Origin of the sequence: Hoylesella nanceiensis DSM 19126 = JCM 15639 (assembly GCF_000379965.1) — a bacterium.
GTDB classification, from domain to species: Bacteria; Bacteroidota; Bacteroidia; order Bacteroidales; family Bacteroidaceae; genus Prevotella; species Prevotella nanceiensis.
Genome location: NZ_KB904327.1, coordinates 141,980 through 158,442 on the forward strand (window position 1 = coordinate 141,980; position 16,463 = coordinate 158,442).

The 16,463-nt window shown below is 34.8% G+C and carries 15 protein-coding genes; 14 read left to right on the forward strand and 1 reads right to left on the reverse strand.

What is annotated here, in order from left to right:
• The first annotated feature begins 4 nt into the window (after nucleotides 1-4).
• The 7 genes from A3GM_RS0100620 to serS all read left to right on the forward strand — a co-directional run bounded on the left by A3GM_RS0100620 (nucleotide 5) and on the right by serS (nucleotide 6,780).
• Nucleotides 5-589 (forward strand): lipocalin-like domain-containing protein, encoded by a 585-nt coding sequence (locus A3GM_RS0100620; RefSeq protein WP_018361452.1) that lies wholly within the window; start codon nucleotides 5-7, stop codon nucleotides 587-589.
• A 5-nt stretch (nucleotides 590-594) separates the two neighbouring features.
• Nucleotides 595-1,512, forward strand: a complete 918-nt coding sequence (locus A3GM_RS0100625; protein ID WP_018361453.1) for a ribonuclease Z — start codon at nucleotides 595-597, stop codon at nucleotides 1,510-1,512.
• A gap of 207 nt (nucleotides 1,513-1,719) precedes the next feature.
• Complete coding sequence (locus tag A3GM_RS0100630) at nucleotides 1,720-1,983, forward strand: T9SS type A sorting domain-containing protein (protein WP_018361454.1); 264 nt, start codon at nucleotides 1,720-1,722, stop codon at nucleotides 1,981-1,983.
• 17 nt (nucleotides 1,984-2,000) lie between these two features.
• On the forward strand, nucleotides 2,001-3,554 hold the full coding sequence (locus tag A3GM_RS0100635; RefSeq protein ID WP_240430778.1) for a L,D-transpeptidase family protein: 1,554 nt from the start codon (nucleotides 2,001-2,003) through the stop codon (nucleotides 3,552-3,554).
• 153 nt (nucleotides 3,555-3,707) lie between these two features.
• Complete coding sequence (truA, locus tag A3GM_RS0100640) at nucleotides 3,708-4,445, forward strand: tRNA pseudouridine(38-40) synthase TruA (RefSeq protein WP_018361456.1); 738 nt, start codon at nucleotides 3,708-3,710, stop codon at nucleotides 4,443-4,445.
• A 1-nt stretch (nucleotide 4,446) separates the two neighbouring features.
• The gene (locus tag A3GM_RS0100645) at nucleotides 4,447-5,364 is read left to right on the forward strand and encodes a DMT family transporter (RefSeq protein WP_018361457.1); all 918 of its coding nucleotides are present in this window, start codon (nucleotides 4,447-4,449) and stop codon (nucleotides 5,362-5,364) included.
• A gap of 126 nt (nucleotides 5,365-5,490) precedes the next feature.
• A complete protein-coding gene (serS, locus tag A3GM_RS0100650) occupies nucleotides 5,491-6,780 on the forward strand; it encodes a serine--tRNA ligase (protein ID WP_018361458.1) in 1,290 nt (429 codons plus the stop codon).
• 386 nt (nucleotides 6,781-7,166) lie between these two features.
• Here serS and mltG read toward each other — a convergent pair whose 3' ends face one another.
• The gene (gene mltG / locus A3GM_RS0100655) at nucleotides 7,167-8,213 is read right to left on the reverse strand and encodes an endolytic transglycosylase MltG (protein ID WP_018361459.1); all 1,047 of its coding nucleotides are present in this window, start codon (nucleotides 8,211-8,213) and stop codon (nucleotides 7,167-7,169) included.
• Between the two features lie 117 nt (nucleotides 8,214-8,330).
• Here mltG and A3GM_RS0100660 point away from each other — a divergent pair, with 117 nt between their 5' ends.
• The 7 genes from A3GM_RS0100660 (at nucleotide 8,331) to A3GM_RS0100690 (ending at nucleotide 16,047) form a co-directional block, all read left to right on the forward strand.
• Nucleotides 8,331-8,972 carry an HAD family hydrolase gene (locus A3GM_RS0100660; RefSeq protein ID WP_018361460.1) on the forward strand — a complete coding sequence of 214 codons (642 nt, stop codon included), beginning with the start codon at nucleotides 8,331-8,333 and terminating at the stop codon, nucleotides 8,970-8,972.
• A gap of 15 nt (nucleotides 8,973-8,987) precedes the next feature.
• Complete coding sequence (locus A3GM_RS0100665) at nucleotides 8,988-9,632, forward strand: DUF421 domain-containing protein (RefSeq protein WP_018361461.1); 645 nt, start codon at nucleotides 8,988-8,990, stop codon at nucleotides 9,630-9,632.
• 299 nt (nucleotides 9,633-9,931) lie between these two features.
• Nucleotides 9,932-10,639 (forward strand): cell division ATP-binding protein FtsE, encoded by a 708-nt coding sequence (locus tag A3GM_RS0100670; RefSeq protein WP_018361462.1) that lies wholly within the window; start codon nucleotides 9,932-9,934, stop codon nucleotides 10,637-10,639.
• 35 nt (nucleotides 10,640-10,674) lie between these two features.
• On the forward strand, nucleotides 10,675-11,994 hold the full coding sequence (locus A3GM_RS0100675) for an aspartate kinase (RefSeq protein ID WP_018361463.1): 1,320 nt from the start codon (nucleotides 10,675-10,677) through the stop codon (nucleotides 11,992-11,994).
• A gap of 45 nt (nucleotides 11,995-12,039) precedes the next feature.
• The gene (locus A3GM_RS0100680) at nucleotides 12,040-13,218 is read left to right on the forward strand and encodes a glycosyltransferase (protein ID WP_018361464.1); all 1,179 of its coding nucleotides are present in this window, start codon (nucleotides 12,040-12,042) and stop codon (nucleotides 13,216-13,218) included.
• On the forward strand, nucleotides 13,215-14,048 hold the full coding sequence (locus tag A3GM_RS0100685; protein WP_018361465.1) for a hypothetical protein: 834 nt from the start codon (nucleotides 13,215-13,217) through the stop codon (nucleotides 14,046-14,048). The genes A3GM_RS0100680 and A3GM_RS0100685 overlap by 4 nt, the downstream gene beginning before the upstream one ends.
• A 7-nt stretch (nucleotides 14,049-14,055) precedes the next feature.
• On the forward strand, nucleotides 14,056-16,047 hold the full coding sequence (locus tag A3GM_RS0100690; RefSeq protein ID WP_018361466.1) for a fructose-bisphosphatase class III: 1,992 nt from the start codon (nucleotides 14,056-14,058) through the stop codon (nucleotides 16,045-16,047).
• The last annotated feature ends 416 nt before the right edge of the window (nucleotides 16,048-16,463 follow it).

Consider the following 16,463-nt stretch of genomic DNA (forward strand, 5'->3'; position numbering starts at 1 on the left):
AGACATGAAACAGTTGAAGTTTATACCCCTAGTTGGAATCTTACTATTTTCGTTTTTTGCAGTATTTTCTTGCAAAGAAAAGGCTAAAAACTTGTCTTTAAACGAAACAGACTCAATCGATAATGGTCTAGAAGCCGATTCAACACTCTACGGAATATGTGGAGAAGGAACAGGAATGCATAACTTGCAGCTTATAACCGACTCGGGAGACTCTATCGACTGTATGTTGATGGACGATTGTGAGCAAGCTAATATAGGCTTAAGAGGCGGATTGTTAGTTGGTGACAGAATGGCCGTTATCGGTCGAAATGTAGACGGAGAGTTTCAAGCTACAGAGGTATTGAACCTAACAACGTTGTTAGGACGATGGAATAGCATAGACAAAGACTTTGAAATAGAAGAGGGAGGAGCTATTCAAACCTATCAACCTGTAGAAAAGAATGATTGGAAAGTTTGGAAAATATTTAACGGAAAGCTTCTTTTAGGACGTGATTCTTTCCAAGTAAATACACTTGGTCCCGATTCACTTGTCTTGGAAAATAAGGATGGAATCTTTGTATATAAACGCAAAGAGAATAAAAAACGATAATTAGTTTGGAAACATTTAATGTCCATATCTTAGGCTGTGGAAGTGCATTACCAACGCTTCTACATAGTGCTTCTTGTCAAGTTGTAGAGATAAGAGGAAAGTTTTTTATGGTTGATTGTGGCGAATGTGCTCAAATACAACTCAGAAAATCGCATGTCAATTTTATGAAAATTGGCGCCATTCTCATTTCTCATTTGCATGGAGACCATTGCTTTGGACTTATAGGATTAATCTCAACATTCGGTATGTTGGGACGAACAGCACCTTTATATATATACGCTCCCAAAGAGTATGAAAACCTTTTTAAAGCCCAAATGAATTTCTTTTGCAAAGGATTAACCTTTGACGTGGTCTTTAATGGGGTAGATACAACAGCAAATGCCGTGATATATGATGATAGAAGTCTTACAATTGAGTCGATACCTTTAGATCATCGAATCAGTTGTTGTGGTTTTCTTTTTAAAGAAAAGCAGACCATGGCACATATAAAACGAGATATGATAGATTTTTATAACATTCCTCATTATAAGATAAATGCTATCAAACAGGGAGAAGATTGGGTTACTGAAGATGGAGAAGTAGTTCCAAATGCTCGCTTAACCTTTCCTGCTGATCCTGCAAGGTCGTATGCTTACTGCAGTGATACAAAGTATTTACCCGAATTGCACAAGATGATTAAGGATGTAACTTTGCTTTATCACGAAAGTACTTATGCCAATGAGCATGCCGATTATGGAGAAAAATATTTCCATAGTACAGCAGAACAGGCTGCAATGGTGGCAAGAGATGCTAATGCCAAACAGCTTCTTTTAGGTCATTATAGCTCACGTTATACCAACGAAACAATCCTTTTAGATGAGGCAAAGAAAGTGTTTCCCAACTCAATCTTGTCTAATGAGGGTATGATTGTAAGTATTAAATAATTTAAAAATTTTACGATAAAGTAAAGTTCTATTTCTAATTATTGAAGAAATAATGTACTTTTGTGAAAAGTATGATAAGGCTTTGAGAAATATAATTATTTCTATTGTGCTTATTGTCGATGTAAATTAGAATATAAATAGCAACTTAAAAATTCTAGAGATATGATGAAAAAGATATGCTTATTATTGTTTTTAGTTCTCGGGGCCATGCCAATGACTTCTAGAGCAGCTATATCTTTTAATGTAGAGTCTCTCGAACAAGATAACACTGCACCATCTATTGCAATGGTAGAGAATACATTGCATGTTGTAGGAGCAAACGGACAGACGCTTCAAATATATAATGTTGCAGGTCTATGTGTAATGAATTTTAGGGTAGAAGGAATGGATAAACGTTTTGATTTACCACTTCCTAAAGGCGTTTACATCGTTAAAATCGGAAAATTTGTTCGTAAAATATCTGTAAGATAGATATCCCTTTTCTAGCGTTGAAATCATTAGTACATTTTTTTTTGTGTGTTTATGTTGCTGTTGCTCTTGTTGGTTGTAACAGTAATACTCAAGATAAGGTTCTTTTAAGTATTGAGAATGACTTTAAAGAACTATCTTCTTCTAAATATAAGATCAGTAAATTACGAGTTAAAAGCTCAATTAAAGAATTGGCAAATGCCGATAGAGATACACTTGCTGCCGATTATTTAACCCGTAAGTATTATAAAAATAACAACGAATATCTTTGGATTTCCAAAGAAGGAATAACCCCATCTTCAGCTTTACTCATCGATTCTTTAGAAGCATTAGCATCTATTGGCTTCTCACCTCGTAAGTTTATTAGTAAAGAAATTAAGAAAGATATCGAGAAAATTCAGACTCTTTCGATAGAAGAAGGAGAGAGTATCAGTAAGATTTTAGCTCGAATTGAATATCGTTTAACAAAGGCTCTCTTTAGATATGCTATTGGAGAGCGATTTGGTTACGTTACTCCAAGCTACATCTTGAATCGACTTGATACTGCAGAAACAAAGAATGGAGCAAGGCGTTATCAACGACTTTATGACATACATACCGAAACTGTTGATACAAACTTTGTGCACCAACTTGTTTCTTCTGTTGCAAGCGATTCGCTACAACAATTCTTACATCATCTAAAAAGCGAGCGTCCACTTTATAGAAACTTTCAATCTCTTTTGAAAAATGCTTCTGCAAAAAGTTCAAAAATGAAGGTTTTAGTAAATATGGAACGCAGTAGATGGCGACAAAATGATTTTCCAGAATTGCATAAGAAATATGTATTGGTAAATGTTCCTTCATTTTATTTGAAGGCAGTTGACGAAGATAGCATTCTTACAATGCGTGTTGCGTGTGGAGCTTTGTCAACAAAAACACCGCTATTAAATAGTTCAATAGAGCGAATGGACGTTAATCCGCAATGGGTTATGCCACTAAGTATCGTTAAGAAGCAGGTTATTTCTCAATTAGGAAATAGATATTATTTCGATTCGCATCGCTATTTTATTCGCAGTGCAACAACGGGAAAAGAGATAGATGTTGCACAAGTAACTCCAGAAATGCTGTTAAGTGGAGCCTATAAGGTGGTGCAACGAGGTGGTAAAGGAAATGCATTGGGTCGTATTGTATTTCGATTCCCCAATAATTTCTCAGTTTATCTTCATGATACATCATCGAGAGAGGCTTTTAGTAGATTTGATAGAGATGTGTCGCATGGCTGTATTCGTGTAGAAAAGCCTTTAGAATTGGCGATATTCCTTTTGCAAGATAAAGAAGAAACACTGATTGATAAGCTAAGATATTCAACAACTGTTGATATTCAAATGCAATCAACAGGCAACGAGAAAGACAACTCTGCGACCAAGATAGACAGAAAACGACTCATCAACTCAAAGTCGTTAAAGCCTTCTGTTCCTTTATTTATAACCTATTACACACTTTATCCAGATGAAAATGGAGTGATGCAAGATTATCCTGACGTATACGGTTATGATAAAGCAATTGCTAGTTATCTTTTAAACTATATCGACTAAGGTTGTAATTGCATTCTTTTTGCTATATAAAAGCAATGTTTTTGCAAGGTAAGAGTAGTGCTTTTACCACTTAATTGTAATGCTTTTGCAATCAATATGTAAAGAACAATAAAAACGAGGAGATAGTTCTCAAATATTATTAGGATTTCAATTATGCAACGATATTTTATTTCTTTCGCTTACGATGGCACCAATTATCATGGTTGGCAGATACAACCTAATGGCAATACTGTGCAAGAAGAACTACAAAAAGCACTTTCCTTGATCTTGCGTTGTGATATAAATGTGGTGGGAGCAGGGCGTACAGACACTGGTGTTCATGCACGTTCGATGATAGCTCACTTTGATATTTCTACCGAATTTGCCTTTGATGCAGAAATGTTAAGCGGTAAACTAAATCGTTTATTGCCCCCTGATATCGTTGTATTTTCAATCAACCCCGTTGCAGAAGACATGCACGCACGCTTTAGTGCAACGTGGAGAACCTATCATTATTATGTACATAAAGGCAAAGACCCATTTGTAAGAAACTATTCTTATAGCTATTATCGAGATTTAGACTTTGCTTTAATGAACGAAGCGGCAAGTTATCTCCTTGAAATAGAAGACTTTGAAGCTTTTTGTAAGAGTCATTCTGATGCTAAAACAACATTGTGTAATGTTACAGAAGCACAGTGGATTCAAGATGATGCGACTCATTGGCACTTTGTAATTAAGGCCAATCGTTTCTTAAGAAATATGGTTCGAGCAGTTGTTGGTACCTTGGTTGAAGTGGGACAACATAAGATTACGGTCGAAGAATTTAAGAATATTGTTGATCAAAGAAAACGAGCTGGGGTAGGAGAGAGTATGCCTGCTCATGCATTATTTTTAGAAAAGGTAGAATATTAATATGTGGTTATTAGGTGCATTCATATCTGCTGCATTCTTAGGAGTGTATGATGTGTTTAAAAAGAAGGCATTAAGCGATAATGCTGTTATTCCTGTTCTGTTGTTAAACACTATCTTCTCTTCGCTTATTTTTATTCCTTTCATTCTGCTTTCTGCCTTTACCAACGTGTTAGACGATAGTCTTTTCTACGTTCCCACTATTGGCTTTGAGCAACATAAGTATGTTTTTCTTAAAAGTATCATCGTTCTTTCGTCTTGGGTGTTTGGCTATTTCTCTATGAAACACCTGCCCCTTACTATAGTTGGACCTATTAATGCCACACGACCAGTGTTGGTTTTGCTTGGAGCAATATTTGTTTATGGAGAGCATTTGAATCTTTATCAATGGATAGGAGTGAGCTTAGCCATCTGTTCTTTTATCTTTTTAAGTAGAACAGGACATAAAGAAGGAATCAATTTTAAGCATGACAAATGGATATATTTCCTTGTTTTAGCTGCTATATTGGGAGCTATTAGTGGATTATACGATAAGTATCTCATGGCACCAGTTAGCTCAGGAGGATTGGGTTTCGATAAAATGGTGGTGCAAAGTTGGTTCAATATTTACCAAATGATGTGGATGTCGTTGGTGTTTTTATTTCTTTGGTATCCTTTTAGGCACAAGGTTGCACCCTTTAAGTGGAACTATTATATAATAGGAATAAGCATCTTTCTTTGTCTTGCCGACTTTGTTTATTTCTATTCGTTAAGTCTTGAGGGTGCAATGATATCGATAATGTCGATGGTTCGTAGAGGAAGTGTTATCGTAAGTTTTGCCTTTGGTGCGTTTATTCTACGAGAAAAGAATCTAAAAGGAAAACTCTTCGACTTACTATTTATCATCATCGGAATGATATTTTTGTATCTTGGAACGAAATAAGACATACACTTTCATTTTATAAATAACTTGCTTTATGTTTATAAACATATTGTATATTTTGTATGTGACAAATTATTTTTGTAATTTTGCCTATAGATTGAATTTCATTTAACAAACAATATAATTATGCTTACATTAAAACTCATCACAGAGGAGACTGAACGCGTAATAAAAGGCTTAGAGAAAAAGCACTTTGAAAGTGCTCGTGAAGCCATAGAAAACGTTATCGGTATAGATAAAAAGAGAAAAGAAGCTCAACAAAAGCTTGATAAGAATAAACAAGAAGCAAATACTATATCGAAGCAAGTGGGCCTTCTTATGAAAGAAGGAAAGAAAGAAGAAGCAGAAGAAATAAAGTCTAAAGTTGCTAGTCTTAAAGTTCTTGACAAGCAATTGCAAGAAGAAATGGAATCTGCCGAAAACGAATTGACAGAGCTTTTATGCTCTATTCCAAACATTGCAAATGAAGATGTACCCGAAGGATGTGATGCTTCAGACAATGTTGTTGTTGTAGAAGGCGGAGAAAAACCTAACCTTCCTGAAGATGCATTATGTCATTGGGATCTTGCAAAGAAATATAATTTAATTGATTTTGACCTTGGAGTAAAGGTAACTGGTGCAGGTTTTCCTTTCTATATTGGTAAGATGGCACGCCTACAACGTGCTCTTGAGGCTTTCTTTCTTGAAGAAGCACGAAAGAGTGGTTATCTAGAAGTGCAACCACCATACGTAGTTAATCAAGCAAGTGGATACGGAACAGGTCAGTTGCCCGATAAAGAAGGTCAAATGTATCATGCTCAATTAGATAATTTATATCTTATTCCAACAGCTGAAGTACCTGTAACTAATATCTTTAGAGATGTTATTCTAGACGAAAAGGATTTACCTATTAAGCGTTGTGCTTATTCTGCTTGCTTTAGAAGAGAGGCTGGTTCGTATGGAAAAGATGTACGTGGACTAAACCGTTTACATCAATTTGATAAGGTAGAGATTGTTCGTATTGACAAACCAGAACACTCTTATGATTCATTAAAAGAAATGTTGGCTCACGTTGAAGGACTATGTAAGAAGCTAGAGCTGCCTTACCGCATCTTAAAACTATGTGGTGGAGATATGAGTTTCACTTCTGCTATCTGCTTCGACTTTGAAGTTTGGAGTGCAGCACAACAACGTTGGCTTGAAGTTTCATCAGTATCTAATTTTGAAAGCTATCAGGCTAATCGCTTAAAGTGTCGCTATCGTCATGCTGAAGATAAGAAGATCGAACTTTGCCACACTCTAAATGGTTCTGCACTTGCACTTCCTCGTATTGTTGCAGCAATCTTAGAGAACAACCAAACATCTGAAGGTATCAGAGTTCCAAAGGTTCTTGTGCCTTATTGTGGATTTGAAATGATTGATGATAATAACTTCTAAAGAGTTTAGAAACTAGATAAAAGAGAGTAGATGTTCTATTGAATATCTACTCTTTTTGTTTATATGTGCTAGTGAAGGAGGTGCTTTAGATAATAAAACCATAATGTTTTATTTTTAATACTATTCTTTCTCATTCCTAATAATGTAGAAATATTCGATAATGGCATCTCTATTATGACTTCACAACATTGGTATCATTCCTCATGATACGTCTCTTCTGTTTAGATACGGGCTGAAATAAAGTGGGAGAGAATGGCAAAAAAATATCCGTTATCCCTTTTTTGAGATAACGGATATATTATATTCTGCTTTAAATAGCGATAAGTTCTATTTCGGTTCTACTCATATTGTTGTGTTTGAAATGATGAGTAGTGCTGTAAACATCATTATTTTATACCTCTCTTGTTAAGAGCATTGGTATATTTTGCGGCATTTTGAAGATGCTCTTCGTATGTTTCTGCAAAGTTATGAGTTCCACTAAAGTCCTCTTTTGCGCACATATAAATATAGTTATGATGTACAAGATTAAGTACTGCATCGATACCTTCAATCGAAGGAATACGTATTGGACCTGGAGGAAGTCCTGTATTTCTATAAGTATTGTAAGGACTTTCAATTGCAAGGTGATTGTTATAAATTCGCTTTAACTCGAATTTCTTCCATGCAAACTTAATAGTTGGGTCAGCTTGTAGAGGCATTCCGTTAGGATATTGCGCAGTGCGCATAGTTAAACGCTTATAGTACATTCCTGCAACCATAGGCTTTTCTTTTGTATTTGCAGTTTCTTCCTCAACAATACTTGCAAGAATGATCACTTCATTAGGAGTGAGATTTAGTTTCTTTGCCTTTTGTTTTCTGGTCTCATTCCAAAATGTTTTACTTTCAGAATCCATTCTTTCTAAGAACTTTTCAGCCGAAACATTCCAGTAAACATCGTATGTGTTAGGGATGAAAATACAAGCGATGGTTGTTGTGTCGTATCCAAATTTACGGCATAATGCCTCATTCTTTAGAGCATTGATAATCTCTGTGCTATCTATCATCAAATGTTTAGAAAGTTCAGCAGAAAGCTTTTCTACTGTTCTAACAGATGGAATAACAAGAGAAACAGGTGATTGTTGACCATTTTTGATGTCTCTAAAGATTTTAAAAATCATGCTACTAGGTTTGATTTGGTAGCGTCCTGTTCGAATGTTTTTATCGTACGATGAGTGTCTGATAAGAGTTTTAAGACCTGCCATACCATGTTCTGTAGCTATTGGCTTAAGCTTTTGGTAAACAGAGTCTACGTTATCATCCTTGTCAATATAAACATATTCTACTTTATCTTTTGCACTAAAGGCAGAGAAAAAGTAATAATATGTAAGTCCAATAAGTACCAATGCGCATGCAATAGCAGCCCATCTAAATTTTTTACTCTTTTTGTTTTCCATTTTTATGTAAAATAAATTGCTGCAAAGGTAACAAAAAGATTAGAAATAAAGGTTTGATTTTATGTTTTTTACTACCTTTGCATCGTTTTCAGAAGAATACAATTTAATAACGAATATATGAAATACGATACTTATATTTTTGACCTTGATGGAACTCTTTTGAGCACATTAGAGGATTTAAAGAATAGTTGTAACTTTGCCTTATCATCATTTGGGTTTCCTGAAAGGACGTTAGAAGAGGTGCGACAATTTGTTGGAAATGGTGTTGAATTATTGATGAAACGTGCAGTTCCTAATAATACTGATAACGAATTGTTTACAAAAGTGTTTGAAACTTTTAAGGAACACTATCTTATTCACAATTTAGATACTACAAAGCCTTATGATGGTATCCTTGAAATGCTCGATGAATTGAATCGTGCAGGTAAGAATATAGCGGTGGTAAGTAATAAGTTTTATGAAGCAACTGTTGAGCTTTGCCGTCATTTCTTTGGTGATAGAGTGAGGGTTACAATAGGCGAACGTGCTGATATTAGAAAGAAACCTGCTCCTGATACGGTTGATGAAGCATTTAAGCTACTTGGGGTTTCACGAGAGAATGCAGTATATATAGGTGATAGTGATGTTGATTTAGCAACCGCAAGAAACTCTAATTTGCCTTGTATCTCTGTTCTTTGGGGATTTAGAGATAAAGATTTTTTGATTGAACATGGTGGAAATACATTTGTAACAGAACCATCTCAAATTCTTGATATTTGATAAATTGCCAACGATATGAATTATTTAGATATTACATTTAAATTGGTGTTAGGTTTACTTGCATTAATAACTGTCATCAATTTAACCGGTAAAGGCAACCTAGCTCCAACCACAGCGATGGAACAAATACAGAATTATGTATTGGGTGGAATCATCGGTGGTGTGATATATAGTAAGGATTTGCATGTTTTTCAATTTGGAATTGTATTAACAATATGGTTTTTATTAGTGTTTGGTTTACGACGCTTTAAATCGAAAAACCATTTTCTACAACGCATATTAGATGGTACTCCACGAGTATTAATTGTGAATGGAAATGTAGATGTTGCTGCATGTAACGCAGCAAAGATTACTGCTCAAGAGCTAACTTTTAAGCTAAGAATGCATAATGTATTTAATATTACACATGTAAAGCGAGCTGTGTTAGAGCAAAATGGGCAGTTGTTGGTGGTGCTTTCGGGTGAAGAAAATCCACGATACCCACTTATTACCGATGGAACTATTCAGAAAAACATTCTTGCTGCCATTGATAAAGATGAGGATTGGCTAATGGAAAAATTGACAGAACAAGGTTATTCAAGTTCTTCGGAGATATTCCTTGCAGATTATTTAAGTGGAAATGTGGTGATAACTCCTTATCGTTCAGCAGAGAAAGGATAAGCATCTTAGATGATTTTTGAAAGCGAATGTCGGATTATAGACAATAGAAATAGAGTGGTTTAAATGAAAAACCATTCTATTTTTGTTTTATCTCAACGAAAATGCATTATAATATGTAATGAGTTTGTTATTTTTTCGATATACTAAAAGGATTTTATTATCTTTGCATATCTAGTAAAGTCTTTCTAAAAGGAATTGCAAGAACAATAGAGAAATGCTTGTAATGACTTGTAAGATCAGCCTAGAAAAAGAAGGAAGAAAATAAATATCTCAACATTTAAATGCTATTAAAATAGAGTATGCTTATAAATTATAAAGGAATAAATATATATCAAGACGATAAGTTGGTTCTTGGTAATGTAGACTTTCATATAGAACAGAGCGAATTTGTTTATCTTATAGGTAAGGTTGGCTCTGGAAAAAGTTCATTATTAAAGACTATTTATTGTGAACTAGATATCGATTCTGATGATGAAGAGGCGGTTGCTGATGTCTTAGGACGTGATTTAAAGAAGATAAAAAGAAAAGAAATAGCAGGTTTAAGAAGAGACTTTGGTATTATTTTCCAAGACTTTCAATTACTTCACGACTTGACTGTTTATCGTAATTTGCACTTTGTTTTAAAAGCAACAGGCTGGAAAAACAAGAAAGAAATAGACGAACGCATTGATGAAGTGTTGACTGATGTGGGCTTGTTAGATAAGAAAAACAAGATGCCTCATGAGCTTTCTGGAGGTGAACAACAACGTATTGCTATTGCAAGAGCATTGCTTAATAAACCTAAAGTGATTATTGCAGACGAGCCAACAGGTAACCTTGACACAGGCACTGCATTGGATATTGTGGCTCTGTTGAAAGAGATTACAAAGAAAGGAACGGCAGTCATCATGTCAACTCACAACATGTTGATCCTTCAAAAATACCCAGGTATCGTGTATCGATGCGAAGATGGAGTACTAGCAGATGTAACTTCTGAATATACAAAAGAAGGAACTAAGGAAGAATAATTCGATTTATAGGTAGATATTAAAACGTATTTAGAATGAAGGTAATGAAGTTTGGTGGTACCTCTGTTGGTTCACCAGAACGTATAAGAGAAGTTTGTAGCATTATAACAGCAAGTGGTGAACCCACATTTGTTGTTCTTTCTGCAATGTCTGGCACTACTAATTCATTGGTAGAGATTGCCGATTATCTTTATAAAAAGAACCCAGAAGGGGCGAATGAGGTAATTAATCATCTTGAAAAGAAATATGATAAGGTTGTAGATGAATTATATTCAACCGATAAGACAAAAAGAGATATAAAAGAATTTTTAGGTAAAGAGTTCGTATTCCTTCGTTCTTTTACAAAAGAATTATTTACAAGTTTCGAAGAAAAGACTATTGTTGCTCAAGGAGAAATAATGAGTACCACAATGGTTGAGGCCTATTTGCAAGAGCAAGGAATTAAAGCTATATTGCTACCTGCCCTTGATTTCATGAGAACAGACAAGAACTCAGAACCTAATCTACATGAGATTACTGGCTTGTTGTCTAAGATCATGGAAGAAAATACAGGTTATCAGATATATCTAACACAAGGATTTATTTGCCGAAATGCTTATGGTGAGATTGATAATCTTCAACGTGGAGGATCGGATTACACTGCATCTTTAATTGGAGCAGCTATTAACTCAGAGGAAGTTCAGATATGGACAGACATCGACGGCTTGCATAATAACGACCCACGAGTAGTTGAAAAGACTGAAGCTGTTCGTCAATTACATTTTGAAGAAGCTGCAGAATTAGCTTATTTTGGTGCTAAAATCTTGCATCCAACATGTATTCAGCCTGCTAAATACGCTAATATTCCTGTTCGATTGAAATATACAATGGACCCAGATGCAGAGGGAACAATTATCAATGGTATAAAGACACAGGGAAAAATAAAGGCTATTGCAGCGAAAGATAACATCACAGCCATCAAGATTAAATCGAGTAGAATGCTCTTTTCTGCAGGCTTTTTGCGCAAAGTATTTGAGATATTCGAAAGCTATCACACTCCAATCGATATGATTGCAACAAGCGAAGTGAGTGTATCTATGAGCATAGAAGACAAATCTCACTTAGCAGATATCTTGTCAGAGCTAAAGAAATACGGTACAGTTACTACCGAAAGCGAGATGAGTATTGTTTGTGTTGTTGGTGACTTAGATTGGAACAATACAGGATTTGTGGCAAAAGTTACTGCGGCTTTGAAAGATATTCCTGTGAGAATGATATCTTATGGAGGATCAAACTATAATGTTTCATTCCTCATTAAGCAAAGTGATAAGAAAGAAGCATTGCAAAGTTTGAGTACAGCTCTATTTTATTCATAATACAAAAACATATAATTAGTTTCGTCTTCTCTTTATTGATATTAGATGATGGATGTAACACAGTTAGTAGATATCGATATTTTTACACTTGTTTTGTGTGGCGTTATTTTAGTAATAACGTTGATATCGATTTTTCTTAATCCTCTATTTAGGCTTAAAACGAAAGCCTTTTCCTCTGAAGAAAAACAAGAGTCAGAGAGCGAAGAGATAGACAATCCTATTTCAATTGTATTGCCTATTCGTGAGAATAATACAGAGTTAAGAGCTTTAATCCCAGCAATACTATCACAAGAATATACTTCTGAATTTCAATTAATTATCGTAATTGATAAAGGTGATCATGAAACAAAGGATATTCTTGAACAATATGAAAATGATAAGCGTCTTTATGTCACTTTTGTTCCTACTACATCACGTTATATGAGTAGACAAAAGATGGCTATAACGCTTGGAGTTAAGGCTGCAAAATATCAGCATGTCTTGCTTATTGGTGCTAATACTCTAATAGAAAAGAATAGTTGGCTTCAGGCAATAGGGTATAGCTTTAAAAAAGACAGCAATCTTTTTGTAGTGCCAGGAACCTACGAAGAGTCTACAAATTCATTCTATCAGTTTGCTCATCTTCATACTCTTTCTTATTTGTTGAATGGTTATTTGAAAGGACGCTTCGACAGAATCAATAGCAATATTGTTGGATTTAAGAAAGATGAGTTTATTGAACAAGATGGTTTTAGAGGGGGACTAGAGCATGTAAGAGGTGAATATGAGTTCATTGTAAATAAGTATAGCCAGCAAGGTGACTGCGTTCTTCAGTTTAATTGTGATGAGTGGACTTGTGAAAAGGCGCCTTCTAAGGCAGACTGGATGGATAAAGAGCTGACTTATATGCATACGAAAAGGTATTTAAAGCAATCTCGTAAATATAAATTTGTTTACTTCTTAGATACCTTCTTTTACCATTTTAACTATGTTCTTCAACTCTTATTAGGCGCTTGGAGCATTTATTCTCAAAATTGGTTCTTACTCATTTGCGTTGCATTTTGTTGGCTCTTGACTTTTATCGTGAGAGGAATAATTGCGAAACGAGCAATGAATTTCTTTAGAGTAGATATTCCTTTTATACTGTTAGGCTGGTTAGAATTACGAAATCAATATCACAAATTGTGGTACACCATCAAGTATAAACGTTCTGATAAGACTGAATTTACGAGTCATAAAATATGAGAATTCACCTTTATGCATCTGCACTTTTAGAGAAAGATGATTATAAAAGTAAATTTATAAACATTCTTCAGCACTATCTTTCTTTATCTCCTGATGTTGTTTTAACAGCAGAGAATCCAGATATTGTGCATGTTTTTGATGGTAAAGATAAGCGTAATATAACTTATTCTGCCAAGCTTTATAATATGGAAATACCCGTATTATTATCGCCTTTAAATTCCTTTTTGCCATGGAATAACCATCGTAAAAAGGCGAAGAAAGGTGTATTGAAGCCTAAAAAGTATCCTATTGTAAAGTTTGTTACAGCCTTTCATGCGTCAGGACAATTAGAATATAACCAGTTAACAACTCTTGCAGATGGAAAGAATACTCGATTAATTGAAAATTCTGTTATTACAAACAGTATCACCGACGAGCTTATGGCTCAGCAATTTGTTGAGTATTATAAAGAAATATTGGTTATTCACGACCAATTCATAAAAGAGAAGATCAACCAAAAGGTAAGTAAACTTATCACATCAGACGTAGATGTAAATGGAAGCATGAAGAAGTTATGTTCTATGTTTTTATATATAGAATATCTTTATCGCCGACACAATATTCCATTTAGTATTCTTCAAGAACTTTCTACCATAATGTTCGAGGCAGAATACAATGAAGATAAGTTTGCAGAATATTTAGAAACACTGAAGATAACGAACTTTGTTGCGTCGTTAGAATCTGTCCTTTTTTCTCGTTCTTTATTGACAGAAGGATTTATGCCCATTGCTTTTAAAGAGGGAAAGCTGGCAGATAAAATAGAAAATTTAATAACAAACTACAGTAAATAGAAACGTTATGAAATATAAGAATATAGTAAAGAACTTGAGATACTTAGAACTTTTATCTCATTCTTTCCCCACAATAGCCGAAGCAAGTACCGAAATCATTAACTTGCAGGCAATATTAAACCTTCCAAAGGGTACAGAACACTTCCTTGCAGACATTCATGGAGAGCACGAAGCGTTTCAACATATATTGAAAAATGCCTCAGGAAATATTAAAAGAAAGGTGAATGAACTTTTCGGAAACACCCTTAGAGATAGCGAAAAGAAAGATCTTTGCACGCTTATTTATTACCCTGAAGAGAAATTAGAGTTAGTAAAGCTTGAAGAAAAGGACCTTAAAGACTGGTATCATATCACTCTTCACCGTCTAGTTGCTGTGTGTAGAGAGGTCTCGAGCAAGTATACACGCTCTAAAGTGCGCAAGTCGTTACCCAAAGACTTTAGCTATATCATTCAAGAGTTGTTGCATGAACGCACAGAAGATGCCGATAAAGCAGCTTATGTCAATGTAATTATCGATACAATCATTACAACAGGTAGAGCAGATGACTTTATTGTGGCTTTGGCTAATGTCATTCAGCGATTGATTATCGACCAATTGCACTTGTTAGGTGATATCTATGATAGAGGACCTGGAGCACATATTATTATGGACACCCTTGTAAATTATCACCGATGGGATATTCAATGGGGGAATCATGATATGTTATGGATGGGTGCTTGTGCAGGAAATAAAGCGTGTATCTGTAATGTTATTCGTTTATCGTTACGCTATGCCAACTTAATTACATTGGAAGAGGGATATGGAATCAATTTAGTTCCGTTAGCAACCTTTGCAATGGAAACTTATGGAGATGATCCTTGTCTTGAATTTATTCCAAAGTTATCAGGTGGAGCGAAAGATATTGATGAGAAAACTCATCGTTTAGCTGCAATGATGCACAAAGCAATTGCCATTATTCAGTTTAAAGAAGAAGCAGCTATCATTGAAAGACATTCAGAGTGGAAGATGAGTGATAGAGCATTATTTAATAATATCGACTATAAGAAGGGTGAGATAACAATCGATGGAGTGGCTTATCCATTGAAGAGTAACATGTTTCCAACAATAGATCCCAAGCATCCTAATAAGCTAACAGAGGAAGAAGAGCTATTAATGAATAAGTTGGTGCATTCTTTCCTCATCAGTGAAAAGCTTCAAAAGCATATTCGTTTGTTGCTTCAACATGGTAGTATGTATGCTGTTTACAACAATAATTTATTGTTCCATGCATCACTTCCCTTGAATGATGATGGCTCTTTAAAAGAGGTAGAGGTACTTCCTGGTCAGTATTATAAAGGAAAAGAGCTGATGGAAACAATTGAAATGCTTGTTCGTACAGCCTTCCAAGCTGATGCAGATGCAGAAGAAAAGACCAATGCTACCGACTATTTCTTATATTTATGGTGTGGACCTAATAGTCCATTATTCGATAAATCTAAGATGGCAACATTCGAAAGATATTTCATTGAAGATAAAAAAACACATAAAGAAGAGAAGGGAAACTATTTCAAATTGCGTGAATCGGAAGAGATTATCGACCAAATCTTGGCAGAGTTTGACGTAGAAGGTGAGAATGCTCACATCATAAATGGTCATGTTCCTGTTCATGTTGCCAATGGAGAGAATCCTATTAAGGCAAATGGTAAGTTGATGGTGATAGATGGAGGCTTCTCACAAGCATATCATAAAGAAACGGGTATTGCTGGTTATACCTTGGTTTATCATAGTAGAAGTTTTGCCCTTGTTCAACACGAGCCATTCTCTAGTGCGCAAGATGCAATTGAAAGAGGACTTGACATTAAGAGTACTACACAGATTGTAGAAACTATTTCGCATCGAATATTAGTGGCAGACACCGATAAAGGCAAAGAATTGAATAAGCAAATTGCTGATTTAAAAGAACTTCTCTATGCATATAGTCATGGATTATTGAAAGAGAAAGATAGCAATAAGATATAAAATCATTTATTAAAGTGATAGCATCTTTTATAAGTTCCTTATTAGTAATGCTGAAATAACGCTTACTAATAAGGATTTTTTATATCCTATAGAAAGGCAAATAGTCTTACTTTCCCTTTTTGCAAGATAAAATATTTTTGACTATAACTAAGAATTAAGAGTATGTATGATGAGAAAAGTTGCTTAGAAGGTTTCTTTTTTAGGTAAAATAGAAATAGGAGAGTAACAACTCTCCTATATGAATGTAGGCGGACGGCTTGAAGTTATCGCGCGCTACTGTCGACTTCCTACAATGCAAAGGTACATAGTAAAATTGAAATTTAATATATTGTATTCCCTTTTATTTCACTTAATTCAATTGTTTCGTGCTAACTGATAAATGATAATAAATCTTTTATAAGTTATTTATTATCAGT

What these genes read in the sequence shown, in the direction of transcription:
- truA (WP_018361456.1), top strand. Translation starts at nt 3,708, where the DNA reads ATGCAACGATATTTTATTTCTTTCGCTTACGATGGCACCAATTATCAT.
- A3GM_RS0100620 (WP_018361452.1), top strand. Translation starts at nt 5, where the DNA reads ATGAAACAGTTGAAGTTTATACCCCTAGTTGGAATCTTACTATTTTCG.
- A3GM_RS0100660 (WP_018361460.1), top strand. Translation starts at nt 8,331, where the DNA reads ATGAAATACGATACTTATATTTTTGACCTTGATGGAACTCTTTTGAGC.
- A3GM_RS0100665 (WP_018361461.1), top strand. Translation starts at nt 8,988, where the DNA reads ATGAATTATTTAGATATTACATTTAAATTGGTGTTAGGTTTACTTGCA.
- A3GM_RS0100690 (WP_018361466.1), top strand. Translation starts at nt 14,056, where the DNA reads ATGAAATATAAGAATATAGTAAAGAACTTGAGATACTTAGAACTTTTA.
- serS (WP_018361458.1), top strand. Translation starts at nt 5,491, where the DNA reads ATGCTTACATTAAAACTCATCACAGAGGAGACTGAACGCGTAATAAAA.
- A3GM_RS0100675 (WP_018361463.1), top strand. Translation starts at nt 10,675, where the DNA reads ATGAAGGTAATGAAGTTTGGTGGTACCTCTGTTGGTTCACCAGAACGT.
- A3GM_RS0100670 (WP_018361462.1), top strand. Translation starts at nt 9,932, where the DNA reads ATGCTTATAAATTATAAAGGAATAAATATATATCAAGACGATAAGTTG.
- A3GM_RS0100680 (WP_018361464.1), top strand. Translation starts at nt 12,040, where the DNA reads ATGATGGATGTAACACAGTTAGTAGATATCGATATTTTTACACTTGTT.
- A3GM_RS0100645 (WP_018361457.1), top strand. Translation starts at nt 4,447, where the DNA reads ATGTGGTTATTAGGTGCATTCATATCTGCTGCATTCTTAGGAGTGTAT.
- A3GM_RS0100685 (WP_018361465.1), top strand. Translation starts at nt 13,215, where the DNA reads ATGAGAATTCACCTTTATGCATCTGCACTTTTAGAGAAAGATGATTAT.
- A3GM_RS0100630 (WP_018361454.1), top strand. Translation starts at nt 1,720, where the DNA reads ATGCCAATGACTTCTAGAGCAGCTATATCTTTTAATGTAGAGTCTCTC.
- mltG (WP_018361459.1), bottom strand. Translation starts at nt 8,213, where the DNA reads ATGGAAAACAAAAAGAGTAAAAAATTTAGATGGGCTGCTATTGCATGC.